A 25,735-nucleotide genomic window follows, 5' to 3' on the forward strand; every position below is an offset into this window, starting at 1 on the left:
GTGTCGTCTCGCGTTATTGCACGAACTGGTTGGTGAACAGGTCGGCCAGGTTCGACTTTTCGCGAATGATCTTCTCCTGCATATAGAAATCCTGTAGCTTCGTCACACGCGCCGGATCGAACGCACCGAGACGCTCCTGGCCCGGATACACGTTGCGGGCGTAATACGTCAGGATCTTCTCGATCTCGGCTTCCTTGCCCTTGTAGCCGGGCACGGTCGCGCAGTATTCCTTGGCCGCGGCCGCCGGGTCGCGCATGATCTCGGCCACCGACTTGATCGTGGCACGAACGAACTTGCGGACCATCTCCGGCCTCTCGGCAATGGTCTTGTCCGACGCCAGAACCGCTTGCGCCATGCCCGGGAAGTACTTGTCGGTCGAGGTCATCGTGACCTTCACGCCGGCATCTTCAATATTCTGCGCCCACTCCGGCGTGCCCACCATCGCGTCGGCCTTGCCCGTGGCGACCTGCTGCCACACGCCTGCCGGACCGGCGCCCTGGATGCGCGCGTCGGTGCGCGTGAGACCCGCGGAGGCGAGCAGGCCCAGCGTCGCGTAGAAGCCGGTGTCTTGATACGACAGCACCGTGATCGTCTTGCCCTTCAGGTCGGCGGGCGATTTGATGTTCGCATCGTTGCGCACGACCAACTGATGCAGCGTGCGCCCGCCCAGCAGCGCCACGCCCTTGATGGGAATGCCGTTCGGACGCAGCACGATCGGGGTGTCGCCCAGGCCGCCGCCCAGATCGCCATTACCGGAGGCGAGCTGCTTGCCGACGTCGGCACCGCCTTGCACGGTCAGCCAGCGCACCGACAACCCTTCCGCCGCGTAGTAGCCCTTCTTCTCGGCCAGCATCAGCGGCGCGAAGGCCGGCAGGTTGGCCGGCGCCGGGAGCAGATAGGTAATCTGCTGGGTAGCCGGCTGCGCCATTACCGGCGCCGCCAGGCTCGTGAGTCCCGCCACGGCGCACAGGCCAACAGCACGACGCGCACGGCGCGCCAACGATCCACGGAAAATCGACAACATATCTCTGCCTCGCTCAAGTATCGGATGACCGCAATACCCTGTGCATTGCGGCGTGTTCTGCCACTGACTGACGTTCAGACCTTGCCCGCCCACGCGAGCGGGCTGTCGTTGATGCCCCAATAGAGGCTCTTCTGGTTCGTGTACTCCAGCAACCCCAGACGCCCCTTCTCACGCCCCATGCCACTCTCTTTCCAGCCGCCGAACGGCGTCGAGATCGAAAACTGCTTGTAGGTGTTGATCCAGACTGTGCCGGTCTCGAGCGCACGCCCGATGCGCCAGGCGCGCTTGAAGTCGCGTGTCCAGATCCCGGCCGCAAGACCGTAGACGCTGTCGTTGGCCTCGGCCAGCAGGTCGTCTTCGTTCTCGAATGGCAAGACCGCCAGCACCGGGCCGAAGATTTCTTCCTGCACCATGCGTGCCTGGTTCGTCAGGCCCGCGATAATGGTCGGCTGATAGAAGTAGCCCTTCTCGCGGCCATCGCCCGCCGGACGCTCGCCGCCGCACAACAGGCGGCCGCCCTCTTCCAGCCCGATGGCGACATAGCGCTCGATCGACTCGCGATGCGACGACGTCACCAGCGGCCCCATCTGCGTGTCTTCGCGCAGCGGATCGCCCACGCGAAGTTGCTTCGCGCCGGCCACCAGCCGCTCGACGAAGGTGTCGAAGATGGCCTTGTGCACGAACAGACGCGAGCCCGCGATGCACGATTCGCCCGACGAACTGAAGATGCCGTAGAGCACACCGGCCACCGCATGATCGATGTCGGCGTCTTCGAACACGATGGTCGGCGACTTGCCGCCGAGTTCGAGCGAGACCGGCATGAGCTTTTCCGCCGCCAGCCGCGCAATGCCACGACCGACTTCGGTGCCGCCGGTGAAGGCGACTTTCTTGACCTTGGGATGGCGCACCAGGATGTCGCCGATGACCGAGCCCTTGCCCGGCAACACCGAGAGCACGCCGCGCGGCACACCGGCCGCTTCGCAGATGCGGCCCAGTTCGAGCGAGGCGAGCGGCGTCACTTCCGCCGGCTTGAGCACCACGGCGTTACCGGCGGCAAGCGCCGGGGCCAGCTTCTGCGCGTCCGAAGCGATCGGCGAATTCCACGGCGTGATGGCGGCCACGACGCCCAGCGGCTCATGCACGCTCATCGTCAGGTAGTCGCCCCGCGACGGCGTCAGCGTTTCCTCCAGCGTCTCGAGGCACGAGGCGAAGTAGCGGAACGTGCTCGATGCGCTCGCGACGAGCGCGCGCGTCTCGCTGATCGGCTTGCCGTTGTCGCGCCGCTGCAGATGGGCCAGCGCTTCGGCGCGCTGCGTGATGCCGTCCGCCACGCGATGCAGCACTGCGGCGCGTTGATGCGGCTTCAAGCCCGCCCAGTCCGCGCGACGCCAGGCCGCATCGGCCGCCTCGACGGCGTCGATCGCATCTTCGGCGCCCGCCGCCGCGATCTCGGCATTCACGCTCTCGTCGGCCGGATACAGGCTCTGATAGCGCTTGCCGGTGCCGGCGCGCCATTCGCCGCCGACCAGAATGTCGCTCGAAAACCCTTGCAGCAAATCTTGATGGCTCATGATGCTCTTCCTGCTAAATCACACAGTTCGCAACGCGATTGCGTAGCGCGCGAATGGCCGAATACGCGGTCAGTGCCGACGTCTTGGGGTTGTCCGGCAGCGGCTTGCCGCACATCTCCAGCGACATCTCGCCGAACGCCCCGCGGGCGATGATGTGATGCACGTTGCGCGTGCTCGTCGGGTCAGCGATCAGGCGCACGCGCGTCGCGTCGAGCCCCAGACCGGCGATGGCCACGGTCGCCGCCACGTTCGCATTCTTCGGATACAGACGCGCCGCGTCGCGGGCGTTGCCCTCGAAGATCACGGTCGCGGTAGTGAGCGTTGCCAGATCGCAGACCTGCTCGGCCGGCGTGCCGAGCCAGCCCATCGGCGGCTTGCGACCGGTGTACAGCACTTCGTCCAGACCGCCTTCGCGCGCAGCGGAAATCGCATCGATACCGCCGATGGCACCCGAGAGCAACGTAACCGTCGACGCGCCGTCCTTGGCGGCTTGTTCCAGTGCAGCGAGCAGATCGGTGTCGGACAGCGCACCGATCGATGCCACCGCGCAATCCACCCCCGACTTGAGCAGCGGCACCACGTGCCCCGACAGCGCGCTGTGACCCGCGCACTCGAGCACGAAGTCCGGGCGGCTGGAGAGCGCCTGCGCCGAACACACCACTTCGGTGTCGGCGCGCACGCTCTCGCGCACGCGGGCGGCGGCGTCTTCCGGCACGATCACGTGGCCCACGCGCAGATACGGATCGCTCGCGCACGCCTCATAGACCTTCGAGCCGATCGCGCCGAAGCCGATCAGCGCGACGTCAACGGGACGGTGGTTCAATTCATGCATTCGCAGGCTCCCGGACCGGCGGACCGGCAAAGTGCGAAGCGAAGCTGCCGACCGACAGCATGTCCACTTCGAGCAGCACCGGGCCGTCGTGCGCCACGGCGCGTGCGACCGCCGCCTCCGCCTGATCGATGGCCGTGATGCGCTCGTGCTTGAGCTGCAGGCTCGCGCAGAACGCGGCGAAGTCCGGTTGGTGCAGTTGCACGTAGTGACGGCGACCGCCGTACTGCGCATCCTGAATGTTGCGGATCACGCCGTAGCACTGATCGTTCATCAGCAGGATCACGACCGGCGCCTTTTCCTGCACGGCGGTGGCAAGTTCGCCCACGTTGACCATCAGACCACCGTCGCCGCACAGCGCCACGGTCTTCTTCGCGTTGCCCGCGAGCGCCGCGCCGATACCCATCTGCATGCCCTGACCGATCCCGCCGCCCAGCGCGTGCACACCGGCGCGCGGCGAGAAGAGCTTCAGCAGACGGTTGCCCCACGTGCTGTTCGATATCGTGACGTCGCGCACCCAGTTGAAGTCGCGGCCCAGCGCACTTTGCAGTGCGGAGACGAGTTGACGGTACGGGCCGAGACCTTCCGCGACCTGCTTGACGGCCACCTCGCGAGCGGCCGCAAGATCGGCGTGGAACGCCGGATCGATCGACAGGCGCCCTTGCAGACGGTCAGCCAGCGCGTTCAGCACGCGTGCGGCGTCGCCCTGGATGAACAGGTCGTTGCGGTAGCCACGGCCGTCCGCCAGGCCATCGGCGTCGACGCGATAGAGCGGGCGCGGCAGCGCGAGCTTGTACTTCAGCGTTTCGTTGCCACGCAGACGCGAGCCGACCACGAGCACGGCGTCGCACGACTTGTAGAACGTCTCGACCGTCGGGTGGATGTTGAACGCACCGAGCGTGGCGGCATGATCTTCCGGCACGATGCCGCGACCCTGCACACTGGTGACCACGCCGAAGCCCATGTCGACCAGACGCTTGACGGCGGCTTCCGCCCCGCGCGCCCCACCGCCCAGCCACAGCATCGGACGATGCGCGGCGGCCAGCTTGTCGGCGAGCTCGGCCACGCGGGCGTCGTCGTGCGTCGGCACCGTGATGTGCGGCGCGGCCAGATCGGCGGGCCATTCGATTTCCGCCGCCTGGATGTCGATGGGAATCTCCACGCTCACCGGGCCGGCCGGCGCCGTGAGCGCCGCGCGCACGGCTTCGCGCACGGTCGAGAGCGCAGTGTCGACGCAACGCACGCGATAGGCGGCCTTCGAGATCGCGTGCAGCATGCTGAGCTGATCGGGCGCTTCGTGGATATACGCGAGATCGCGATCGAGGAACTCGGTTTCGATCTGGCCGGTAATGTGCAGCACCGGCGTGCCGGCGGTGAGGGCTTCGACCATGGCGCCGGCCGCATTGCCCGCGGCGGTGCCCGTGCTCGTGAAGGCCACGCCGAGACCGCCCGAAACACGGGCAAGGCCATCGGCCATGTTCAGCGCACCGGCTTCGCCGCGCGCGCCGACATAACGGATCTTTTCGCGACGCGCGATGGCGTCGAGGATCGGCATGTTGTGAATCGAGATCACGCCGAATGCGGTCTTCACACCGCACTGCTCGAGAAACGCCGCGATGACTTCGCCGACGGTGGTTGTGTTAGACATGTCTTGCCAAGCCTCCGGAAACATCGATGTGGCTGCCCGTCGTATAGGACGACTGCGGGCTTGCCAGGAAAAAGATCGCTGCGGCCGCCTCTTCAGGCCTGCCCAGACGTTGCAACTGAATTTGCTTCTTGCGGGCCAACTCGCCGGTCCATTCCTCCCAGGTCTTGCCTTCGCCTTGCGCGGCAAAGCGACGGCGCCACTGGCCCGACTCCACCAGGCCGATCAGAATGCTGTTGACGCGCACGCCGTCGGGCGCGAATTCGCTCGCCATCGAGCGCACCAGGCTCTGGATCCCCGCGCGCGCCGACGACGTCGCCACCATGTGCGGCTCCGGTTGGAGCGCGAGCAGCGAGTTGACGCAGACGATGGCGGCATCCCCCGTCTCGCGGGCGGCTTCGCGCAGCATCGGCAGGCAGGCGCGCGTGGTGCGAATGACGCTGAAATACTTCAGCTCCAGCTCTTCGCGCCAGGCGTCGTCGGTCGTGTCGGCAAACGTCGACACACGACCTTGGCCCGCGTTGTTGACCAGCATGTCGAGACGCCCGAATTCGCCACAAATGCGCTCGGCCAGCGCGGCGACATCGTTGGCATCGAGCACGTCGCACTGTGCGGCAATCACGCGCGCCTCGGCATGACGCTCGCGCAGACGGGCTTCGGCTTGCGCCAAGCGCTCGGGGTTGCGGCCGCAGATCGCGACAGCGGCACCGGCGTCGAGCAGGCGTTCGGCCGTGGCGAGGCCGATGCCGGACGAGCCGCCTGTGACCAGCGCCGCGCGTTGGGTGAGGTCGATCTTGATCATTTCAATCCCAGTGACTTCATGTAGGGGGTGGCCCGGTCGTCGCTGCCCGGCCGGTAGTTCAGGCGGTGCGACAACGCGTCGGCCGCCTCGCGCACCTGTGCGATCAGCCCCGCGTCGAGCACCGACGCATCGAGCGTGGCGCGCGGAATGGTGACGGTGATCGCGGCGCAGATGCGTCCCGCGTCGTTGCGCACCGGGGCACTCACCACGCTGATGCCGCGCTCGAACGACGAGGCCGACACGGCGTAGCCGCGCTCGGCGTCTTCGCGCACGCGCTCGAACAGCTCGGTGATCGTTTCGGGTGTCTGCGGCGTGTATTTTTCGAGTGTCTTTTCGGGGTACAGCGCGCGAAGCTCGGCCAGCGTCAGGTCGCCCATCAGCACATGGCCGTGTACGGTCGCATGCGCCGGCAGGCGCGTGCCGACGTTGACCTTGATCGAGTTGAACACGCTCGCCACGCTCTGCGCCTTCGCCACGAACACGATGTCGCGCCCGTCGCGGATTACGATGTGCGACGTGAGCTGCGTGGCGTCGCGCAGCCGTTCGATGATCGGGATGCCCAGATCGGTCAGCTCCAGCGAGCTGAGGTATTCGAAGCCCAGACGCAGCACGGCCACGCCCAGACGAAAATTCTTTTCACCGCCTGCACGCTCCAGGAAACCCATCGCTTCGAGCGTTTGCAACAAGCGGAAGACCGTGGTGCGCGGAATCCCCAGTCGCTGCGAGAGCTCCGGTGCGCTGAACACGGGCTCGCGCGGCGAGAATTGCGTGAGAATGCGCAGGCCGCGCTCAAGGCCCGGTACCAGGTAGCGCGTCTCGGTGGCCGCGCCGTCGACGAGATCTTCGCTCTCGCCCTCGCCTTGCATCGCGGGCTCGCGCAGCGTGTCGTCTTCGGTGAGCGCCTCGGCCATTGCCGTCATGCGCTTGGGCGTTACGGATGCCATCTCAACGTTCTCCTGCCGCGATACGTTCGAGCCACGCGGCGAGCGCGGCATTCAGAACGTCTGGCGTTTCGATATATGACGCGTGCCCAGCGCCTTCGATGATTTGCAGCGGCACACCGGCCGCCTCGGCGATCGCCTGGCAAGCCGCCGGGGGCGTCACGGCATCCTGTGCGCCGACCGCCACCGCGACCGGGCCCGCATTCGCCGCCACGTATTGCGCTAGCGCGCCGGCGACGTCGCCATTCGAGAGCAGATGCGTTGCCTGACGATAGCCCGCGGGCAGCACGCGTGCCATGTTCCATTTCACCCACGCGCGCGGCAGGGCCGCGGCGTTCGGGGCGACGAGGTTGTCGCTGCGTTCGCGCGCCATGCCGGTCGGGCCGAGCTTGTCGAGCATCGCCAGACGACCGTCGCGCTTGCTCACACGTACCTGCGCATCGGCCTTGCCGTAACCGCCGGCCGGCGAGCAGAGAAAGAGCCCGCTCACGCGCTGCGGCGCACGGCTCGCGAACTGGGTTGCCATGATCGCGCCCAGCGAATGACCGACGAGCGCGACGCGTGCCAGCCCCAGCGCATCGAGCCACGCCGCGAGCGCTTCGACATAGGCGTCGGCGTGCGGCTCGGCGTCGGCGACATTCGTCGTCTGCCCGTAACCCGGCGCGTCCCATGCGTAAAGCGCGGTATCCAGGCCGGTGGCTTCGAATTGCGCGAGCCATGACGCCGCACCGGACCCGATGCCGTGCAGCATCACGACCGGCATGGCACCTTCGGCTTGCGTTCCAGCGCTGCGATAGCCCACGGTGCCCGCGCGCGTGGCGACGGTGCGGTACGGGAAGGCGTCCAGACGCGCGCATAGCGGCGCGACGGCGGCATCTTCGGGTACTTCGGACTGAAAGGCTTCGGCTTGCATGGCTTGGACTGAACGTCTTGCTTTGTGAATTCCTGCCGGTGTGGCGCTTGCGACGGGCAAGCCCCTCACCGGACTTTCCGGGACAACGGCCCCCGGCGGGCTTACTTCAGATCGCGCTTGATCTGCGCGAGCGGCGAATCCGGCGGGTACGTCGGCGTGACCGGCTTTTGCGAGCCGAGCATCACGCACATGAGCGCGTCTTCGTCACCAATGTTGATTTCCGTTCGATACACGCCAGGCGGCACCGAGATCAGGTCGCGCTCACCGAGAATGGCTTCCCAGGTTTCGCCATCGCGCTCGCAGATCACCTTCATCTTGCCGCGCATCACGAAGAAGATTTCTTCGACATCCATATGGATGTGGCTCGGGCCGATGTTGCCGGCCGGGATTACCATCGTCGAGAACGTGAAGTGACCGGCAGGGACCGTGTTGACGTCCTTGGCCACGCCCGTGCCGCCCGTGCCGACGTAGCGCATTTGCGCGCGGCGGTACTTCGGGTCGTAGTCGGCCTGGAACTTCAGCGCGTCCCAGTCGTACTTGCGCGTCGAGAAACGGGCTACGCGCGTGTCCAGCCAGTCGCCGAACGCCTGGCCTTCGGCCTGCGTCCAGCTCTCGACGGCCTGTGGCGTCGCGGTGTTTTTAGCGTCGGCTTGCGCCATGGTCTAACTCCTTGAAGGCGTTGCGAATAAGAACGGCTCGTCAGGGCATCACGAAGCCGCCGTTGACCGGCAGCACCTGCCCGGTCACGAAACGGGAAGCATCGGAGAGCAGGAACAGCACGGGGCCGATCACGTCGTCGGGCACCTGGGCGCGCGGCAGCGCACGTCCCTCCAGGTAATGACGATGACGCTCGGCAGGCACGTAGGCCGTGGCTTCCACCTCGACGAGTCCCGGCGCGATCGCGTTGACGGTGATGCCGTCCGGGCCGAGTTCGCGGGCGAGCGAACGTGTCATCGCCATGACGGCGCCCTTGCTGGCGGTGTAAGCGAGCAGGCGCGGCGCGCCCCACAGCGCGGTATCCGACGCGATGTTCACGACGCGCCCCTGCCCCGATGCACGCAGAAACGGCAGCGCCGCCATCGTCATGAGCCAGGTGCCACGCACGTTGACGTTCATGACCGCGTCCCACGTCTCGATGCTCAGCTCGGCGGCCAGCTTGCCGCCCGAGTTGGTGATCGCGCCGTTGTTGACCAGCCCGTCGATGCCGCCCATGCGCTCGGCAGCCCCCTTGGCGGCCGCGTCCACCGAGGCCGGATCGGACAGGTCGACACGCACGAACGACACGGCATGTCCCACACCGCTCAGTTCGGCCGCGAGGGCCTCGCCGGCCTGCGAGGCGATATCGGCAATCGTCACTTGCGCGCCGCGTGTCACGGCGGCACGGACGAACCCTTCGCCAAGGCCACGCGCGCCACCGGTGATCAGCAGCTTCTTGCCGTCGAGCGGCGCCAGCGTGTTGGCGTCGAGCGGGGGGATGGGCAGTTCGTTCACGGTGAAATTCCTCGTCGTTCAGGCGATGTTCATGGCGGCTCGCGGCACGTAATGCAACGCGCGGCGTTCCAGCCAGACCACGGCGGCGTACGCCGCGATACCGATGACGGTGAGCCCGGCGATGGAGACGAACACCATCGCGGTGTTGCCCTGACCTTCGCCATACACCAGCAGATAGCCCAGGCCACGGTCGCCACCGACCAGCTCACCCACGGTCACGCCGATCACGGCCAGCGTCGACGCGATGCGCAAGCCCGCGAAGAGCGCCTGCATGGCCGACGGGAATTCAACGAAGCGGAAGATCTGCCAGCGGCGGCCGCACAGGGCGCGCACCAGATTGACCATGTCCGGGTCGACGGCGCGCACGGCGCCGAGCACATTGATCATCACGGGGAAGAAGACGATCAGTACAGCCACGAGAATCTTCGGGTAGATCGTGTAGCCCATCCACATGACGAACAGCGGCGCAAACGCGACCTTCGGCGCAATCTGCAGCGCGAGGATGTACGGTGAAAGCATGGCTTCGGTCGACGGCGACAAACCGAGGACCACGCCGATCACCACGCCCAGCGCCGAGCCGATCACGAAGCCCGCGATCACTTCGATGGCCGTCACGCCGATGTGTAGCCACAGGTTCTCGACCTGGAACATGCGGGCGCCTTCGATCACGGTCGACGACAGCTTGGGCAGCACGAACTCGGGTACGCCGAACGCCGTCGGGCCCCATTGCCAGATGGCCGCGAAGATCAGCAGCAACACGAAGCTGCCAACGGTCAGTTGCGTTTTGGAAAGGGATTTCATAGCGAGGATTCCAGTGTCTTGCAGTGTCGGGGACGAGGATCAACCAAGGTGGTCGTCGCGACCCACCTTGAGCAGTTCCATCAGATGGGCCACGTATTCGTTCATGCCCGCCTGCTTGCGGCGCTCGATCGGGTTGTCGCGATGCGGCAGATCGATCGTGATCTCCTCGATGATCGTGCCCGGGCGCTCACTCATCACGAACACGCGATCCGAGAGCGCAATGGCTTCGGCGAGGTCGTGGGTGATCATCAGCGCGGTCTTGCCCTCGTCGGCGAGCATCTGCGCGAGATCCTGCTGGAGCACCATCTTGGTCTGCGCATCGAGCGCCGAGAACGGCTCGTCCATGAGCAGAACGTCCGGCTCGACGGCCAGCGTGCGGGCCAGCGCCGCGCGCTGACGCATGCCGCCCGAGAGCTGGTGCGGGTAGTGGTTCTCGAAGCCCTTCAGGTGGCAACGCGCGAGCAGCGCCTTGGCCACTTCCGCCCGCTCGGCCTTGCTGCGCCCACGGATCTGCATGCCCAGCTCGACGTTCTTCTGAATCGAGCGCCACGGCATGAGCAGGTCTTTCTGCAACATGAACGCGACTTGCTGCGACGGGCCGCGCACCGGCTTGCCCGCGAGCGTCACCTGCCCTTCGCTCGGCGCGTAGAGACCGGCGCCCATGTTGAGCAGCGTGCTCTTGCCGCAGCCGCTCGGGCCGATCAGCGAGACGAACTCACCGGCCTTGATGCCGATGGAGACGTCCGAGACGGCCGTCATCTCGCCCTTGCCCTGGCGATTTTTGAACCGACGCGTGACGCCGCGGTATTCGATGGCGAACGGCAGGGGTGCCGCCGCCGGCTGCGCCTGACGTGCCTCGGCATTCGCCTCGGCTACGTTCGCGTCCTTCAATTGAATCGACCTGAGCATGGGAAACCACCGTGTTTCTGGATGTTCAACTTGCCTCGGGCAGCCTGCTGCGTCGTTTCGCCTGCATGGCTTGCCACCTGTCTTCCCTTGCGGGACACGTTTCATATGTGAAACGTTGATTTACTTATGGATCAATTATAGGGAGGGATTTGCCCGTTCAAAATTGTTTTTTGACTAGGGGAAACCCGCACCCGCAGGCGTTGCACAGCCAACACAACAGCCGAGACGAAAAAAAACGCCGGCGGGCAAAGGCCGGCCGGCGTGGGAAGTGAGACCACAAGGGGCGTCTCGCAATGCGTTGGCGTTGCGAGGCGTCAGAACGAGTGATGCACGCCCGACAGGATGATGAACTGATTGCCCGTCGACGACGCGCCGATCGTGTTGATGGCCGTCACCGCCCCATTGCCGCTCGCGTGTTGATACACACCGCTCAGATACACCTGCGTGCGCTTGGAGAACGCGTAGACGTCGCCCAGGCTGACCTGCGTCCAGCGCTTGCCCGTCAGCGAAGTCGTGGCCGCGCCGAAGGTGATCGTGTTGGCCACGCCCGTCGCATAGTTGGCACCGCCGTCGAACGACTGGTAAGTGTCGCTGAAGCCCGGCGACTGCAGTTTCACGCGCGTGTACAACGCGTGCAGCAGCCACGGCCCGAAGCCATACGACACGCCGGCGCCCATGTTCTCGACGTTCGACGCCGCATAGCTGCCAACCGCCTGTCCCTGGAAAGTCGCGCCGCCGAGCACGGCAACGTTCGGCGTGCGGTTGTTCTCGTTCGAGTAGACTGCCGACGCCTTGAAGCCGCCGTTCGTATAGTTCGCGGCCACACTCCACTTGCGCCCGTTGGCGAAGTTCGTGTTGTTGCCGAACGAGATCATGCTGCCCGCCTTGAAGCCCGCAAAGTCCGGCGTGACGTAGCGCACGGAGTTGTCGACCTGCACGACGGACGTGTTCGCCAGCTCGTCGAGGTTACCCGGGTGGAACATGTACCAGTTCATGCCCAGGTAGGCCGTGCTCATCGGCCCGAGCCAGTCGAAGTTGAACGTGGTCATGTGACCGATGGTCAACGTGCCCATCTTGTCCGACTGCAGGCCAACCCACGACTGGCGGTTGAACATCGCGCCCGCCTTGACCGTGTTGCCCGAGAGCGTCGAGAAGCCGTTTTCCAGCTGGAAGATGGCACGATTGCCACCGCCCAGATCCTCGACCCCGCGAAAGCCCCAGCGATCCGGCTGCGTCGCGCCCTGCTGGGCGATCCAGTTCGCGTTGCCGCCCTGATTGTTCACGTACGCCATGCCGGCATCCAGGCTGCCGTAGATCGTGACGTTGCTCTGCGCCTGCGCAGCGACCGGCACCCCCGCCGCCAGCAGCATTGCCGCCGCCAGCGCCGTCATGCCAGGGATCCGCCCCATCGGAAACCGCTTCATCTGTGTACTCCTGTCGTTCGATGATTCGAGAACGGTGACGACGCCGGATGCGATGCGCGGCAACCCAAGCCAGTCGCCTCGTCCCGCATTTGCTTTTTCGACGTTCCACCTATGAAACGTTGGATTACTTATGAAACCAACTGAGCGAAGCTTAGGCCAGGTGACGCATGAGCCCCGCAGCGGAGATTCACGAATTGATAAGAATAAATTGGCGTGCTAACGCGCCGGTACAGCGACGAAGATCTCCGCCCCAGCTGCGCAGCGAGCGGCACCGTTCGTCCCGCGAGCGTTGCCGGGCGTCCTGGCTCGCCCCCCGTCAGGGCCTGTCCGTTTCCTCGGGATTTACCCGAGGATGCCTTGCCTTTGATCGAATCAAAAACAATAATATTTGAACATCATGTTCATATTTGAACTTATTATTTTTCTGGTTTGTCGTCACTTTCGTCAAAGGATGTTCCCATGCAAGCTCCTCTCATCGGCATCAACGGTGCCGGCATCGGCGGTCTGGCCGCCGCCATCGGCTTACTGCGCGCAGGTTTCCGTGTGCGCGTGTATGAGCAGGCAGCGCAGTTCGCCCGGGTCGGCGCGGACATCAACCTGACACCCAACGCCGTGCGCGCGCTCGACGGCCTCGGGGTCGGCGACGCCTTGCGCCAATCGGCCGCGCAACCGAGCCATCGCATCAGCCGCACCTGGGATTCGGGCGAGGAGACCTCGCGTCTGGAGATGGCCCGCACGGCGCAGACGAAATACGGCGCGCCGCAGCTCACGATGCATCGCGCCGACCTGTTGCAGGCGTTGGAGCAGGCCGTGCCCGCGACGTCGATTGCGCTGGGCAAGAAACTCGTATCGTTCGAAGCGCCGGGCAACGCGCAGCCCGGCCCCATTCGACTGGCGTTCGCGGACGGCACGCACGACGACGTCGATGTGCTCATCGGCGCGGACGGCATCCACTCGGTCGTGCGCACCGGCCTGTTCGGGCCGGAATCGCCGGAGTTCACTGGCGTGGTGGCGTATCGCGCGGTCGTGCCCGCGGACAAACTCGACGGCGTGCCGAATCTCGGCGCGTTCACGAAGTGGTGGGGACCGAACCCGTCGAGCCAGATCGTGACGTTCCCGCTCAATCTCGGCAGCGACATCTTTGTCTTCGCCACGACGCCCCAGGACAGCTGGACGCTGGAATCGTGGACGGCACCCGGCGACGTGCACGAGTTGCGCGCGATGTACGCCGACTATCACCCCGAAGCGCGCGCCCTGCTCGACGCGTGCGACAGCGTGCTGAAGTCGGCGCTGTATGTGCGCGATCCGTTACCGCAATGGTCGCGCGATCGGGTGTCGCTGCTGGGCGATGCGAGCCATCCGATGATGCCGTTCATGGCACAAGGCGCCGGCATGGCGATCGAAGATGCTGTGGTACTGTCTCGCCACTTGGCGGCCGTGGGCCCAAGCGCCGAGCTTTCCACGCTCGCCGCCGCGCTCGCGCGCTACGAGGTATCGCGACGCGAACGCACGGCACGCGTGCAGATCGGCTCGCGCGGCAACCAGTGGCTCAAGGAAGGCGGCAATGCCGACTGGGTCTACGAGTATGACGCGTGGCAAGTCCCGCTCGCGGCCTGAGTGACCTGCGGCGGCGCAAGTGCGATCGCTGCGCCGCCCTATACCGATGCTCCCGATGCCCCCGATGACTGGAATCGACCGCATGAACAAAGCTACGCAAGACATTGAGTCCACCACCGACGCGCAAGACACCGGACAAGCGGGCCTCGTGACGCCGGTCATGCGTGCGCTCAAGCTGCTGCGCTTCGTGGCGGACGGCGGGTCGACGGCCAATGTCAGCGACGTCGGCCGCCGCATTGGGGTGAATCGGGTGACCGTCATGCGTTTGATCGAGACGCTCCAATTCGAGGGCGTGCTGGAGCCGTTGCCGCAGGGTGGCCATCGGCTCGGCTTGAATTTCCTGACACTGGCGGCCAGCGCACTCGCCGGCGAGGATCACCTGGCGACAGCGCGGCGCGTACTCACGCGCGTGACGACCGAGACCGGACTATCGAGCTATCTCACCGTGCTCGACGGCGCCCAGGTTCGCTATCTGCTGTGCGAAACGCCGGCGTTACCGCTCGTCAGCAATATCCGCGCGGGCAGCCGCGTCACGGCACATTTGACGGCACCGGGCCGGTCGCTGCTCGCGCATCTGAGCACCGAGCGCCGCCGTGCGTTGCTCGGGCCGGAACCGCTCGCTGCCGCCACGGCACAAAGCGCACGCACGCATGCTGCGCTCGACGCCCAGCTCGAACGTGATCGCGACGCCGGATGCGCCTGGAGTCAGGACGGCTTCGAAGCGGGCATCGACGCCTGCGCCGCCGCTGTGCTGGACGCTCACGGCAGACCGTTGGCAGCCCTGAGCGTTGCCGGTCCGCGCTCGCTGGTGGGCACTGATACATTGACGCGCGAGCGCACCGCGCGAGCGGTGAAGTCGGGCGCGGCCGATCTCGCCATCCTGCTGGCCGACGCACCCGCGTTTCTCGCCGCTGCCGAACGCGGCTGAGCCTTCGCGACTTCACCGCCATCGCCTCGCTTCAGAGGGCGATGGCCGCGAGCTTGCGTTCCCCGAGCGGCGTGACGCGCAACGCGCGCGGCGCCCGGGTGGGTTCGAGCCACTTGGCGTCGAGGCAGGTGCTGAGCAGCGCCGCCCCCAACGCACCCCCCAGATGCGGCTTGCGCTCGCTCCAGTCGGGGCAGGTGCAGGCGAAGCGGCGTCGATGGGCGCGAGCCGTGGCGAGGTTGACGCCAACGGCCGTGAGTCCCTCCACGCCCATATCGGTGAGCGCCACGTCGCTACCGTCGATCCGAAGCCAACGGTGCGCATGCATCCGCGCGAAGAGATCGACCGCAACTTCCCCAGCGAGATGGTCATAACAGGTCCGCGCGTGGCGAAGCGGTATCGGCGTGGAACGACTGACAGGGACAGAGCGCGGCCGCAGATCGCGCGTGGCAAGCACGGCGCTGGCAAGCGCTTCGATGGCCGCGGCGGTCTCGGGCGTGGCGATGCGGAAATAACGATGGCGTCCGCGTGCTTCTTGCGCCAGCACGCCGCCGTCGACCAGTCGGGCAAGATGGCCGCTCGCACTGGACGGCGACAGCCCGGCCACCAACGCCAACTCCCCCGCCGGACGGGCTGAACCGTCCATCAACGCCCACAGCATGGTCATCCGCCCGGCATCGGCGAGCAACGCGGCGAGTGAACTGACGCCGGGGGCGTGATCTCTTGCGATGTCCACAGCAGGACTCCTGTAAGGATGATGAAGCACAGCATCGGCAGTATAGGCTGGGGGATGCGTTCAACACTTCAGGATGGGATGAAACGTGCCGGTCGGCCGATGCGCCATGATGAGTCCCGTTCCCCTCAAATCGAGATGCCCGCCATGTTTGCCGCCACCGCCGATCTCCTCACCGTGCCGCCGCCCGCCAGTGCGTTGGCCGCCGTCGTGCACCCCAACCCGTATCCGTACTACCAGTCGCTCGCCGCGCGACGCCCGTTCGATTTCGATGCCTCGCTCGGTATGTGGGTCGCCGCCAGCCCGCAAGCCATGGCCGCCGTGCTGCGTCATCCGGCGTGCGGTGTTCGGCCGGCTGGCGCGACCGTCCCCGCGGCATTGGCCAATGGCGCCGCCGGCGACTGGTTCGGCACACTCGTCAGGATGAACGACGGCGCCGCGCATGCGGCAATGAAGCCCTGGCTCAAGGCTCGACTCGCCACGCTGCATGCCGACGGCGCCACCCTCGACCGGCTGCGCAACGCCAGCCAGGCCGCCTGTGCAGACGCCTATCTCGCCCAAGGGGAGACACCCTGCGCGCGCCTCGACGACTTTGTCTTCCGTCAGCCGATCTATGCCCTCGCGGCGTGGCTGGGCGTTCCTCCCTCACAGTGGGTCGACGTGTACGACGACGTCCGCACGCTGGTCGCGGCGATGGCCGAGTCCACCCAGTCGTCTCCGCGCGCCGAGAGGCTCGCACGCGGACACAGCGCCACCACGACGCTTCGCCATCGTGCCATGCGCTGGCTCGACAACGACGCCGCCCCAGGAACTTGGTTGCGCGACACGGCCCGAAGCGCGGCACGCGACGAGGCCGTCGACTACGGGGCGCTCACGGCCAATGTCGTGGGCCTCTTTACGCAAACGCATGACGCCTGCGCCGGACTCGTGGCCAACAGCCTGCGCCGGCTCGCGCAGCAGGCGTCGCCCGGCGCTGTGCCCGCCGTCAACGGTGCTCAATCGCTAACGGCCAACCTTGCCGTCGCCATCACCGCCATCGGCGAGGTGATCCGTCAGGATCCCCCCGTGCAAAACACCCGTCGATTCCTGCACGCGCCCGCCATCATCCATGAACGAACGCTCGCACGCGGCGATGCCATCCTGGTGGTGCTTGCCGCCGCGCCCGCCGGCGCCGCACCGGACGACGTGGCCTGGACCTTCGGGCACGGCGCCCACACCTGCCCGGGACGCTCGCCGGCCAGCACGATCGCCGCCATCGGGGTCCAGACGATACTCGACAGCGATGCCGAGCTCGCCGCCATCGCGACCAGCTCGACGTATCACCCGCTCGGCAACATCCGGATCGCGCGTTTCCACGATGGCGCCACGGCGGCTTGAGGCAAATGACTGCTGTCGATGAACGCGTTTTAATCAGCGGAACCTTGGTTCCATTCAACGAAACACAATGGAACAAATGAAACCCTTGTAAACATAAGGCTCTGCGCCAGGGCCCCGCGTGGTCCAGGAATTTCGGGCAGGATGACGCTTTCGTTGTGCGCACCGCCCGCTGTGGCGTCCCGGTGCGCGCCCGTCCCGTCTTCCGCTGCCCACATGTCCGACACACACACCGACGGTATGCCCATGCCCGCCCGGGTATGGGCCGTTGCGACCGTCATGCTCGCGATCTCGCTCGCGGTGCTCGATGGGGCGATTGCCAACGTCGCGCTCCCCACGATCGCGCGCGACCTCAACGCCAGTCCCGCCACGTCGATCTGGATCGTCAACGCTTATCAGCTCGCCATCACCATCTCGCTGCTGCCGCTCGCCGCACTCGGCGAGATTGTGAGTTACCGCCGCGTCTATACCGTCGGGCTCGCGCTGTTCACCGTCGCCTCGCTTGGCTGCGCGCTCTCGGATTCGCTCGTCACGCTCACGCTCGCACGCGTGGTGCAGGGCTTCGGGGCGGCAGGCATCATGAGTGTGAACACCGCGCTGGTGAAAGCCATCTACCCGTCGCGCTGGCTCGGGCGCGGCGTCTCGCTCAACGCGCTCATCGTTGCCATCTCATCCGCTGCGGGCCCGACGATTGCCGCCGGCGTGCTGTCCATCGCGCACTGGCCGTGGCTCTTTGCCATCAACGTGCCGCTCGGCGTCGTCGCCTTTGTCATCGCCGTGCGCTCGCTGCCCGACACGGCCCGCGCCTCGCACCCCTTCGACTGGACTGGGGCGCTGTTAAGTGCGCTCACCTTCGGCTTGCTCATCTCCGGCATCGACGCCTTCGGGCATGGTCAGGCGCGTTGGCTGGTGGCGCTCGAAGTCGCCGCAGCGATCGTCATCGGCACGGTCTTCGTGCGACGCCAACGCACCCAGCCGGTGCCGCTGTTGCCGCTGGACCTGCTGCGCATTCCGATTTTCGGGCTGTCGATCTGCACGTCGATGGCGTCGTTCTGCGCGCAAATGCTCGCGTATGTCGCGCTGCCCTTCTTCCTGCAGGATTCGCTGGGCTTTGATCGCGTGCAGACCGGCTTGCTGATGACGGCCTGGCCGCTCACCATCGTTGTCGTCGCGCCGCTGGCCGGGCGCCTGCTGGAGTATTACAAGCCCGGTCTGCTCGGTGCGATTGGTCTGGCGGCGTTCGCCCTCGGCCTGCTCGCGCTCGGCCTGCTGCCCGCGCACCCGCAATCGGCCGACATCGTCTGGCGCATGGCCCTGTGCGGCTTCGGCTTCGGACTGTTCCAGTCGCCCAACAACTACGCGATGCTCATGGCCGCGCCCGCCCATCGCAGCGGCGGCGCAAGTGGCATGCTGGGCACTGCGCGCCTGACCGGGCAGACGACGGGTGCGGCGCTCGTGGCCCTCATCTTCAGCGTCGCCCCGTCGGGCTTCGGCACGCGCGCCTCGCTCTATGTCGCGGCGGCGTTCGCTGCAGTCGCGGCCGTGGTGAGCAGCCTGCGTACGCTGCCCGCGGCCCAGCCCGACGCGAATTCGGCACGCGGATGAGCGTCGTGCAGCGCTCGCCCGAGCGCCTCCATCCGGCCGACCGTCCGGCCGTGCTACACTGCCGACCTTTTACGGCTCGCCTGTGCGGGCCGCAAATGCCATGAGCTTCTGCGCCATCGATTTCGGCACTTCGAATTCTGCCGTCGCCGTGCAAGACGGCGCCGCCATGCGTCTGGTCGAGCTGGAAGCCGGCTACGGCACGCTGCCGACCGCCGTATTCTTCAACGCCGATGAAGGTGGCCGCGTGTCGTTTGGCCGTCAAGCCGTCGCCGATTACGTCGATGGTTACGACGGGCGCCTAATGCGCTCGCTCAAAAGCCTGCTCGGCTCCTCCCTGATCGAAAGCACGACCGACCTCGGTAACGGGTCGGCGATGCGTTATATCGACATCATCGCCACGTTCCTGCGCCATCTGCGCACGCACGCGCTGAAGGCCAGCGGCGGCGACCTGCGTCATGTGGTCATGGGTCGCCCCGTGTTTTTCGTCGACGACGATCCGCGCGCCGACGCAGCCGCGCAACGCTCGCTCGAACAAAGCGCGCGCGACGTCGGGTTCCATGACGTGCATTTCCAGTTCGAGCCGATTGCAGCCGCGTTCGATTACGAATCGCGTCTGAGCGATGAACAGCAGGTGCTCGTCATCGATATTGGCGGCGGCACCTCGGACTTCTCGCTGGTGCGTGTCGGACCGGAACGGGCACGCCATCTCGATCGCAAGGACGACGTGCTCGCCCACCACGGCGTGCATATCGCCGGCACGGACTTCGACCGCCGCATCGAGTTGGCCACGATCTTGCGCGAACTCGGTTACAAGGCGCTCGGTCCCGACGGCAAGGAAGTACCGAACCGGATCTATTTCGATCTGGCAACCTGGCATCTGATCAACACGGTCTACACGCCGAAGCGCGTTGGCGAACTGGCGCTCACGGCGCATCTGTACGCCGACCCTGCCCATCACCGGCGCCTGATGCGCACGGTCGAGCAACGCCTTGGACACGCGCTCGTCGGTCATGCCGAAGACGCGAAGATCAACGTCGCCTCAGGCGGCGAGACGCGCATCGATCTGTCGGTGATCGAACGCGATCTCGCGGTCGCGTTCTCGGAAGCGGGCCTGGTGGAAGCGGTCAGCGACGAAATCGCGAGCATCACGGCAGGCGCCGTGCATACGGCGGCGCTGGCCGGACTGCGCGCCGAAGATGTCGATGCGCTCTACTTCACCGGCGGCTCCACGGGGCTGCGCAGCCTTTCCGGTGCCATGTGCGCGGCCTTTCCGAAAGCAACACCGGTATTCGGCGACCGTCTCGCCAGCGTGGCGCTGGGTCTGGGCATTCACGCCAGGCGCGTGTTTTCCTGAGCGGTCGCCGGCGTCCGTTACTGAAACGCGACTTCGTTGAAACTGCGCAGCTTGCGACTGTGCAGACGATCCAGACCGTTATTGCGCAGCAGCTCCATCGCCTTCACGCCGATCTTCAGATGCTGGTCGACGCGCTCGCGATAGAACCGGTCCGCCATGCCGGGCAGCTTCAGCTCCCCGTGCAGCGGCTTGTCGCTCACGCAGAGCAAGGTGCCATACGGCACCCGGAAACGGAAGCCGTTCGCTGCAATCGTCGCACTCTCCATGTCGAGTGCAATCGCCCGGCTTTGACTCATGCGCTGCACCGGCTCGCGGTGATCGCGCAATTCCCAGTTGCGATTGTCGACCGTGACGACCGTGCCCGTGCGCATCACACGCTTGAGTTCGAAGTCGTCGAGTTGCGTGACGTCGGCCACGGCACGCTCGAGTGCGACCTGCACCTCGGCCAGCGGCGGCACCGGCACCCATAGCGGCAGATCGTCGTCGAGCACGTGATCCTCACGCACGTACCCGTGCGCCAGGCAGTAGTCGCCCAAGCGCTGCGAGTTGCGCAGCCCTGCGCAGTGACCCAGCATGACCCAGGCATGCGGGCGCAGCACGGCGATGTGATCGGTGATGGTCTTCGCGTTGGAAGGCCCCACGCCGATATTGACCATCGTGATGCCCGTGTTGTCCGGGCGCACGAGGTGATATGCCGGCATCTGCGGCAGGCGCGGCGGCGGCGTGCCCCGCGCGTCGAGCGCGGCTATGTTCTGGTTCCAGTGCGTGACGTTGCCCGGTTCGACGAACGCCGTGTACTGACTGCGGTATTCGCGCAAGGCCGGATCGTCGGTCGCGCTCATCAGCTCGCGTCCCAGTTCGACGAACTCGTCGATATAGAACTGGTAGTTCGTGAAGAGCACGTAGTTCTGAAAATTTTCGGGCGAGGTCGCTGTGTAATGGCGCAGGCGATGCAGCGAATAATCCACGCGCGGCGCCGTGAACAGAGCGAGCGGCAAGATCTCGCCGGGCATGGGATCGCGCGTGCCGTTCACGATGCTGTCGTCCATCGTTGCCAGATCGGGCACGTCGAACGCGGTGCGCATGGCGCGCAGGTGTGTCTGATCGAGATCGCCTTCGAGGTACACGCCGTCCTGATAGGCGAAGTGCACAGGGATCGGCTCGTCGGAGACGCCCACTTCGAAGGCCACGCCGTGATTGTGCGCCAGACGGCGAAGCTGCTCGACGTAGTAGTTTTCGAACAGATCCGGTCGCGTGACCGTCGTCTGATAGCTGCCCGGCCCCGACACAAAGCCATAGGACAGACGCTTGTCCAGTTGGGTAATGTCTTCGGTGGTGATGCGAATGAACGGATAGTGCGCACTCACGCGCCGCGCCGCCTCCTTCTGCGTGGCGAAGCGGTCGAAAGCGGCGCGGAGGTACGCCGTGTTGGCATCGTAAATCGTCTTCAGGTAGGCGACGGCTTCCACCGGATCCGCGATCGATCGGGTGGCATGGACCGGTTCTTGTTCGGACATGCGCAAACCTCTTCTGTCTTAATCATGAGGGGGAGTATGCGCCCATTGTGACACGACCGGCAGGCGTCTCCGCGTCCCGTCCGCTGCCGTGGCCAAGCCAATCGAGCGCGCCCTCGCCGGCCGTCTCCGCCCCTGGCCCGGCGCGCCGAATCGCCACGCCCACGGCGAGCACGTCGATCGCCGCGAGGTGCAGAATTCTCGCGATCATCGTCACGTGAGCGCCCATCGTCTCGACGTGATCGTTGGGCAGCACGAGCGTCGCCTTGCGCGCCAGCGGAGAGTTGCGCGCCGTGAGCGCAATCACTTTCGCGCCGCGCGCCACGGCGATGTCGACCGCGCGGTTCAGATCCGCCGAGCGGCCCGACGCGGAAATGGCGACCACCACATCGCCGTCTCCCAACAGCGCTGCCGACGCCTGCAACAGATACGGGTCGCCGTACGCGATGGTCGGCATGCCGAAGCGGAAGAACTTGTAGTGCGCGTCCTGCGCGATCACGCCGGAGTTGCCCAGCCCGTAGAACTCGATGCGGCGGGCACCATCGAGCAAGGTGACGGCCGCCTCGAGCGTGCGCGCGTCGAGATGCTCGCGCATCTGCAGAATCGACGACACGGTGTTGTCGAGCACCTTGGCGCTGAATTCCGCCGCCGAGTCGCCCACGTGCACCTGTCCATGACGCACCGGCAGCGTGCCGGTCAGCGCACTCGCGAGTTTGAGTTTGAAGTCCGACAGTCCCTGACAGCCGAGCTTGCGGCAAAAGCGAATGACCGTGGGCTGGCTCACCCGCGCCAGACGCGCGATTTCCGACACCGGCTCCGCGAGCAGCGCACGCGGTTGCTTGAGCGCGAGTTCGGCCACGCGCTGCTCGGCCGGGCTCAACCGGTCGCGCAACCGATGCAGACGGTCGATCAGCGCGCCCGCGCCCGCCGCATGCGTGCCGAGCTGTTCGGCAAGGATGGCGGACGTGCCCAGGAACGCCGGATGATCGGCCGTAATGACGTAAGTCGGAATCGCCTTCAGATACGCCTCGAATCGCCCCTTTGCCTCGAAGCGCTGACGAAACGGTGAGTCCTCGAACAACGTGCCGAGCTTCGGAATCACGCCGCCCCCCAAGTACACGCCGCCCACCGCGCCCAGCGACACCGCGATATTGCCCGCGAGCGTGCCCAGCATCGCGCAAAAGCAATCGACGGTCTCACGCGCGAGCGCATCGCCCGCCTGGGCGAGCTTTACGATGGCGGGGGTCTCCAGCGATGGCGCCGAGCGGCCGTCTCGCGCCGCCAAGGCTTGATAGACGAGCGCCATGCCGGGACCGGCTACCAGACGCTCGAACGACACGTGCGGGAACTGCTTCCATGCGTAGCGCAGCACCTCGATTTCGCGCTCGTCCGCCGGCGCGAACGTCGTGTGCCCGCCTTCGCTGCCGAGCGCGATCCAGCGGTCTGCCGCCGGAATCAAGCCGGACACCCCAACGCCGGTGCCCGGACCGAGCAAGCCGATTACCCCGCCCGGCTGTGGTTCGCCGCCGCCCACCTGACGCCGCTGTGCCTCGGACAGGTAAGGCAGCGCCATCGCCAGTGCGGTGAAATCGTTGACGACCAGCAGCGTCTCGAAGCGCAGCGCACGGCGTGTCGCTTCAATCGAGAAGTGCCAGTCGCGATTCGTCATGCGCACCTCGTCACCGGCAATCGGATTCGCAATCGCGATCGCGGCATGCCGCACCGGCTCAGCGTGATCGGCCTCGTCAAGATACGCACGGATGACTTCGGGAACGCCTGGGAAATCGTCGCAAGCATAGTCGCGGATCTCGACGAGATCGCCGGGTGCGACTTCCAGCGCGAACCGGGCGTTGGTACCGCCGATGTCGGCCAGCAGTCGCGGACCGCTTACGTGCGGAGGATTATTCCTCACTCCAGAAGACATCGATGTTCACTCCTTCACAGTGGATCAGCCGGGAGATGGCGTTGTCCTGCACCTCGGCCTGCGCCGCTTCGAAGACGGCGCGTTTGGCCGGGCCTTGAATTTGCAGCAAGAGGCGCTCGCAGGACGCGAGCGCGGCGAGCGACCACGACACGCGCAGGTGCGGCGCGTGCTGGGGCTGCACGAGCACGAATTTGTCGTGTGTGGCGATGGCGTCGTGCCATTGCGCCGCGTCGGCGAAGAGCGACGCCGTATGGCCGTCCTCGCCCATGCCGAGCACGGCCACTTGCGGCACGCCATGCCTCCACGTGTCGTTGAGCGTTCGCACCTGCAACGCGGCGGACGTCGCGGTGTCCACCAGCGGCAACCAGTGCGCACCCGTCGCACCGGGCAGCAGTGTCTCGGCCACCAGCCGGGCATTGCTCTCGGCATGCGTGGGCGGCAGCCAGCGGTCGTCCACGAGCGTGATGTCGATGTCGCGCCACGCCACGGGAAGCCGGGCCAGTTGCAAGAGAAATGCCTTCGGACTCGTGCCGCCCGATACAGCCAGCAACGCGCGCGGACGAATCGTCAAGGCTTCGTCGAGCCGTGCAACGACGGCGTTGGCGAGCGCCAGCGCCTGTGTCTGCCGGGTGGGGAAGGTGCGCCAGTGGATCATGGGTGTTTGCCTCCGGTTGACATGACGTCGGACCGACGCGCCGGGCCTCGCCCGGCGATCCGCCTCAGTTGTCTTCTTCGACCCAGCTCGTACCGGACTGTGCCAGCAGCGCGCTTGCGGCGGGCGGCCCCCAGGTGCCGGCGGCGTAACGCTTTGGCCCTTTGTGCTGACGCGACCAGTACGCCTGGATCGGCGCGACCCAGCGCCAGGCCGCCTCTTGCTCGTCTCGACGGACAAAGAGCGCGAGACGCCCGTTGATGACATCGAGCAGCAGGCGCTCGTACGCATCCATCCGGTGTCCCTTGAAGAACTGGTCGAACGCCAGGTCGAGGTGAACGGTTTGCAGGGTCATGCCGTCGCCCGGCTGCTTCGCAAGACAGTAGAGGCGGATCGATTCGTTCGGTTGCAAACGGATGACGAGACGATTGGCGCCGGCCTGCGCCGTGGCTTCGCCGAGCAACGGATAGGGCGTTGCGCGGTAGTTGACAACGATCTCCGCCACGCGCTCGCCCAGCCGCTTGCCCGTGCGCAGGTAGAACGGCACGCCGGCCCAGCGCCAGTTGTCGATCTCGGCCTTGAGGGCCACGAACGTCTCCGTCTGGCTGGACGGCGGCACGCCCGGCTCGTCGACATAGGCCGGCACCGCCGACTTGCCGATCGCGCCACCGCCGTATTGGCCCCGCACCACGTTGCGCGCGACCGTGTCGTCGTCGAGCTGACGCAGCGAGCGCAACACACGCAGCTTCTCGTCGCGCACGGCGTCGGCGTCCATCGACAGCGGCGGCTCCATCGCGACGATGGCGAGCAGTTGCAGCAGATGGTTTTGCACCATGTCGCGCAGCGCGCCGGTCTGTTCGTAGAACTCGCCGCGCCCTTCGACGCCGATTTCCTCGGCAATCGTAATCTGAATGCTGTCGATCAACTCGCGTCGCCACAACGGCTCGAAGATCGCGTTGCCGAAGCGCAGCGCCAGCAGGTTTTGTACCGCCTCTTTCCCGAGGTAGTGGTCGATGCGGTAAATCTGGTCTTCGCGAAAACTCGCGCCCACCGCATCGTTGATCGCCTCCGACGAAGCCAGATCGTGCCCGAGCGGCTTTTCCAGCACGATCCGGCTGTTCTCGTTGAGTTTGGCGCTGCGCAACCCTTCGCAGATGGGGATGAACAGCGACGGGCCGGTGGCCAGATAGAAGATGCGCACGCCCTGCCGTTGGGCGAGGCGCTCGGCCAGTACGCCGAATTCGGCTTCACGCCCGAGATCGAGCGGCATGTAGTCGATGGTGGCGAGAAACCGCGACCATGCGCCCTCGTCCCAGACATCGGACTTGATGTGCCCGCGCACGTGTTCCTCGCACCACTTGTGATACGCGGCGGCCTCCATCGGCTTGCGGGCAATCGCCAAAATGCGGCCGGTACTCGCACCGGCGCCAGCGTCGGCATCGGCGCCCAATTGCCCCGTGCGGAACGCCCGGAACAGCGCGGGCAGCACCTTGCGCAGTGACAAATCGCCGGTGGCGCCGAACAAGACAAAGGTATAGGGTGAAGGCGTGGTCATAGACAGCGTGGACTCCCGTGCGGCCGAACGCTTCTCCCAGGCTCCGCTCGGCGCGCCAACTGGCGAGCCAGCAAGCGGCGAATGGGCCGCCGGACACGGCAAATGTCCGAATGTCACCGAAGAAGCGCAACT

At 66.1% G+C, this 25,735-nt stretch carries 22 protein-coding genes; 5 read left to right on the forward strand and 17 right to left on the reverse strand.

Annotated elements, in window-relative coordinates; genetic code table 11:
• Positions 1-13 precede the first annotated feature (13 nt).
• The 12 genes from PanNE5_RS01875 to PanNE5_RS01930 all read right to left on the reverse strand — a co-directional run bounded on the left by PanNE5_RS01875 (position 14) and on the right by PanNE5_RS01930 (position 12,317).
• Entirely contained in the window at positions 14-1,024 is a 1,011-nt protein-coding gene (locus PanNE5_RS01875) for an ABC transporter substrate-binding protein (RefSeq protein ID WP_261939123.1), read from the reverse strand.
• A 74-nt stretch (positions 1,025-1,098) separates the two neighbouring features.
• Positions 1,099-2,595, reverse strand: coding sequence for an aldehyde dehydrogenase (locus PanNE5_RS01880; protein WP_017235330.1), 1,497 nt, complete (start codon positions 2,593-2,595; stop codon positions 1,099-1,101).
• Between the two features lie 13 nt (positions 2,596-2,608).
• Complete coding sequence (locus tag PanNE5_RS01885; RefSeq protein WP_017235329.1) at positions 2,609-3,427, reverse strand: aspartate dehydrogenase; 819 nt, start codon at positions 3,425-3,427, stop codon at positions 2,609-2,611.
• The gene (locus tag PanNE5_RS01890) at positions 3,420-5,072 is read right to left on the reverse strand and encodes a thiamine pyrophosphate-binding protein (protein WP_017235328.1); all 1,653 of its coding nucleotides are present in this window, start codon (positions 5,070-5,072) and stop codon (positions 3,420-3,422) included. Before PanNE5_RS01890 ends, PanNE5_RS01885 begins: the two co-directional genes overlap by 8 nt.
• Positions 5,065-5,871, reverse strand: coding sequence for an SDR family oxidoreductase (locus tag PanNE5_RS01895; RefSeq protein ID WP_261939124.1), 807 nt, complete (start codon positions 5,869-5,871; stop codon positions 5,065-5,067). The genes PanNE5_RS01890 and PanNE5_RS01895 overlap by 8 nt, the downstream gene beginning before the upstream one ends.
• The gene (locus PanNE5_RS01900) at positions 5,868-6,737 is read right to left on the reverse strand and encodes an IclR family transcriptional regulator (RefSeq protein ID WP_026132232.1); all 870 of its coding nucleotides are present in this window, start codon (positions 6,735-6,737) and stop codon (positions 5,868-5,870) included. Before PanNE5_RS01900 ends, PanNE5_RS01895 begins: the two co-directional genes overlap by 4 nt.
• A 79-nt stretch (positions 6,738-6,816) precedes the next feature.
• Positions 6,817-7,725 (reverse strand): alpha/beta fold hydrolase, encoded by a 909-nt coding sequence (locus PanNE5_RS01905; protein ID WP_261939125.1) that lies wholly within the window; start codon positions 7,723-7,725, stop codon positions 6,817-6,819.
• A gap of 101 nt (positions 7,726-7,826) precedes the next feature.
• Positions 7,827-8,384, reverse strand: a complete 558-nt coding sequence (locus PanNE5_RS01910; protein WP_017235324.1) for a cupin domain-containing protein — start codon at positions 8,382-8,384, stop codon at positions 7,827-7,829.
• Positions 8,385-8,424: 40 nt separating this feature from the next.
• A complete protein-coding gene (locus tag PanNE5_RS01915) occupies positions 8,425-9,216 on the reverse strand; it encodes an SDR family oxidoreductase (protein WP_017235323.1) in 792 nt (263 codons plus the stop codon).
• An 18-nt stretch (positions 9,217-9,234) separates the two neighbouring features.
• On the reverse strand, positions 9,235-10,017 hold the full coding sequence (locus PanNE5_RS01920) for an ABC transporter permease (protein WP_017235322.1): 783 nt from the start codon (positions 10,015-10,017) through the stop codon (positions 9,235-9,237).
• A gap of 39 nt (positions 10,018-10,056) precedes the next feature.
• Positions 10,057-10,926 carry an ABC transporter ATP-binding protein gene (locus PanNE5_RS01925; protein ID WP_017235321.1) on the reverse strand — a complete coding sequence of 290 codons (870 nt, stop codon included), beginning with the start codon at positions 10,924-10,926 and terminating at the stop codon, positions 10,057-10,059.
• Positions 10,927-11,240: 314 nt separating this feature from the next.
• Positions 11,241-12,317 carry a porin gene (locus PanNE5_RS01930; protein ID WP_174975102.1) on the reverse strand — a complete coding sequence of 359 codons (1,077 nt, stop codon included), beginning with the start codon at positions 12,315-12,317 and terminating at the stop codon, positions 11,241-11,243.
• 492 nt (positions 12,318-12,809) lie between these two features.
• On the opposite strand from PanNE5_RS01930, the gene PanNE5_RS01935 reads away from it, so the two are divergent.
• Both PanNE5_RS01935 and PanNE5_RS01940 read left to right on the forward strand, forming a co-directional pair.
• Positions 12,810-13,967 (forward strand): FAD-dependent monooxygenase, encoded by a 1,158-nt coding sequence (locus PanNE5_RS01935; RefSeq protein ID WP_261939126.1) that lies wholly within the window; start codon positions 12,810-12,812, stop codon positions 13,965-13,967.
• 82 nt (positions 13,968-14,049) lie between these two features.
• Positions 14,050-14,895: an IclR family transcriptional regulator gene (locus tag PanNE5_RS01940; protein ID WP_261939127.1), complete on the forward strand. Its 846-nt coding sequence runs from the start codon at positions 14,050-14,052 to the stop codon at positions 14,893-14,895.
• Positions 14,896-14,926: 31 nt separating this feature from the next.
• Here PanNE5_RS01940 and PanNE5_RS01945 read toward each other — a convergent pair whose 3' ends face one another.
• Positions 14,927-15,559 (reverse strand): ArsR/SmtB family transcription factor, encoded by a 633-nt coding sequence (locus PanNE5_RS01945; protein ID WP_261939784.1) that lies wholly within the window; start codon positions 15,557-15,559, stop codon positions 14,927-14,929.
• A 213-nt stretch (positions 15,560-15,772) separates the two neighbouring features.
• Between PanNE5_RS01945 and PanNE5_RS01950 the strand changes: the two genes are divergently transcribed.
• From PanNE5_RS01950 to PanNE5_RS01960, 3 genes are all read left to right on the forward strand, one after another.
• Positions 15,773-17,002 carry a cytochrome P450 gene (locus tag PanNE5_RS01950; protein WP_261939128.1) on the forward strand — a complete coding sequence of 410 codons (1,230 nt, stop codon included), beginning with the start codon at positions 15,773-15,775 and terminating at the stop codon, positions 17,000-17,002.
• A 213-nt stretch (positions 17,003-17,215) separates the two neighbouring features.
• The gene (locus PanNE5_RS01955) at positions 17,216-18,604 is read left to right on the forward strand and encodes an MFS transporter (protein ID WP_130025141.1); all 1,389 of its coding nucleotides are present in this window, start codon (positions 17,216-17,218) and stop codon (positions 18,602-18,604) included.
• A gap of 100 nt (positions 18,605-18,704) precedes the next feature.
• The gene (locus PanNE5_RS01960; RefSeq protein ID WP_017235314.1) at positions 18,705-19,958 is read left to right on the forward strand and encodes an Hsp70 family protein; all 1,254 of its coding nucleotides are present in this window, start codon (positions 18,705-18,707) and stop codon (positions 19,956-19,958) included.
• A 17-nt stretch (positions 19,959-19,975) separates the two neighbouring features.
• Here the strand turns inward: PanNE5_RS01960 and PanNE5_RS01965 are convergent, their stop codons facing one another.
• The 4 genes from PanNE5_RS01965 to zwf form a co-directional block, all read right to left on the reverse strand.
• On the reverse strand, positions 19,976-21,475 hold the full coding sequence (locus PanNE5_RS01965) for an AMP nucleosidase (protein WP_017235313.1): 1,500 nt from the start codon (positions 21,473-21,475) through the stop codon (positions 19,976-19,978).
• A 22-nt stretch (positions 21,476-21,497) separates the two neighbouring features.
• Complete coding sequence (locus PanNE5_RS01970; protein WP_261939129.1) at positions 21,498-23,396, reverse strand: bifunctional transcriptional regulator/glucokinase; 1,899 nt, start codon at positions 23,394-23,396, stop codon at positions 21,498-21,500.
• Positions 23,374-24,051 (reverse strand): 6-phosphogluconolactonase, encoded by a 678-nt coding sequence (gene pgl, locus PanNE5_RS01975; RefSeq protein WP_017235311.1) that lies wholly within the window; start codon positions 24,049-24,051, stop codon positions 23,374-23,376. The genes PanNE5_RS01970 and pgl overlap by 23 nt, the downstream gene beginning before the upstream one ends.
• A 64-nt stretch (positions 24,052-24,115) precedes the next feature.
• Positions 24,116-25,603, reverse strand: a complete 1,488-nt coding sequence (gene zwf / locus PanNE5_RS01980) for a glucose-6-phosphate dehydrogenase (RefSeq protein ID WP_150563181.1) — start codon at positions 25,601-25,603, stop codon at positions 24,116-24,118.
• Positions 25,604-25,735 lie beyond the last annotated feature (132 nt).

This window comes from Pandoraea sp. NE5 (genome assembly GCF_024363545.1).
Classification (GTDB): Bacteria; Pseudomonadota; Gammaproteobacteria; order Burkholderiales; family Burkholderiaceae; genus Pandoraea; species Pandoraea cepalis.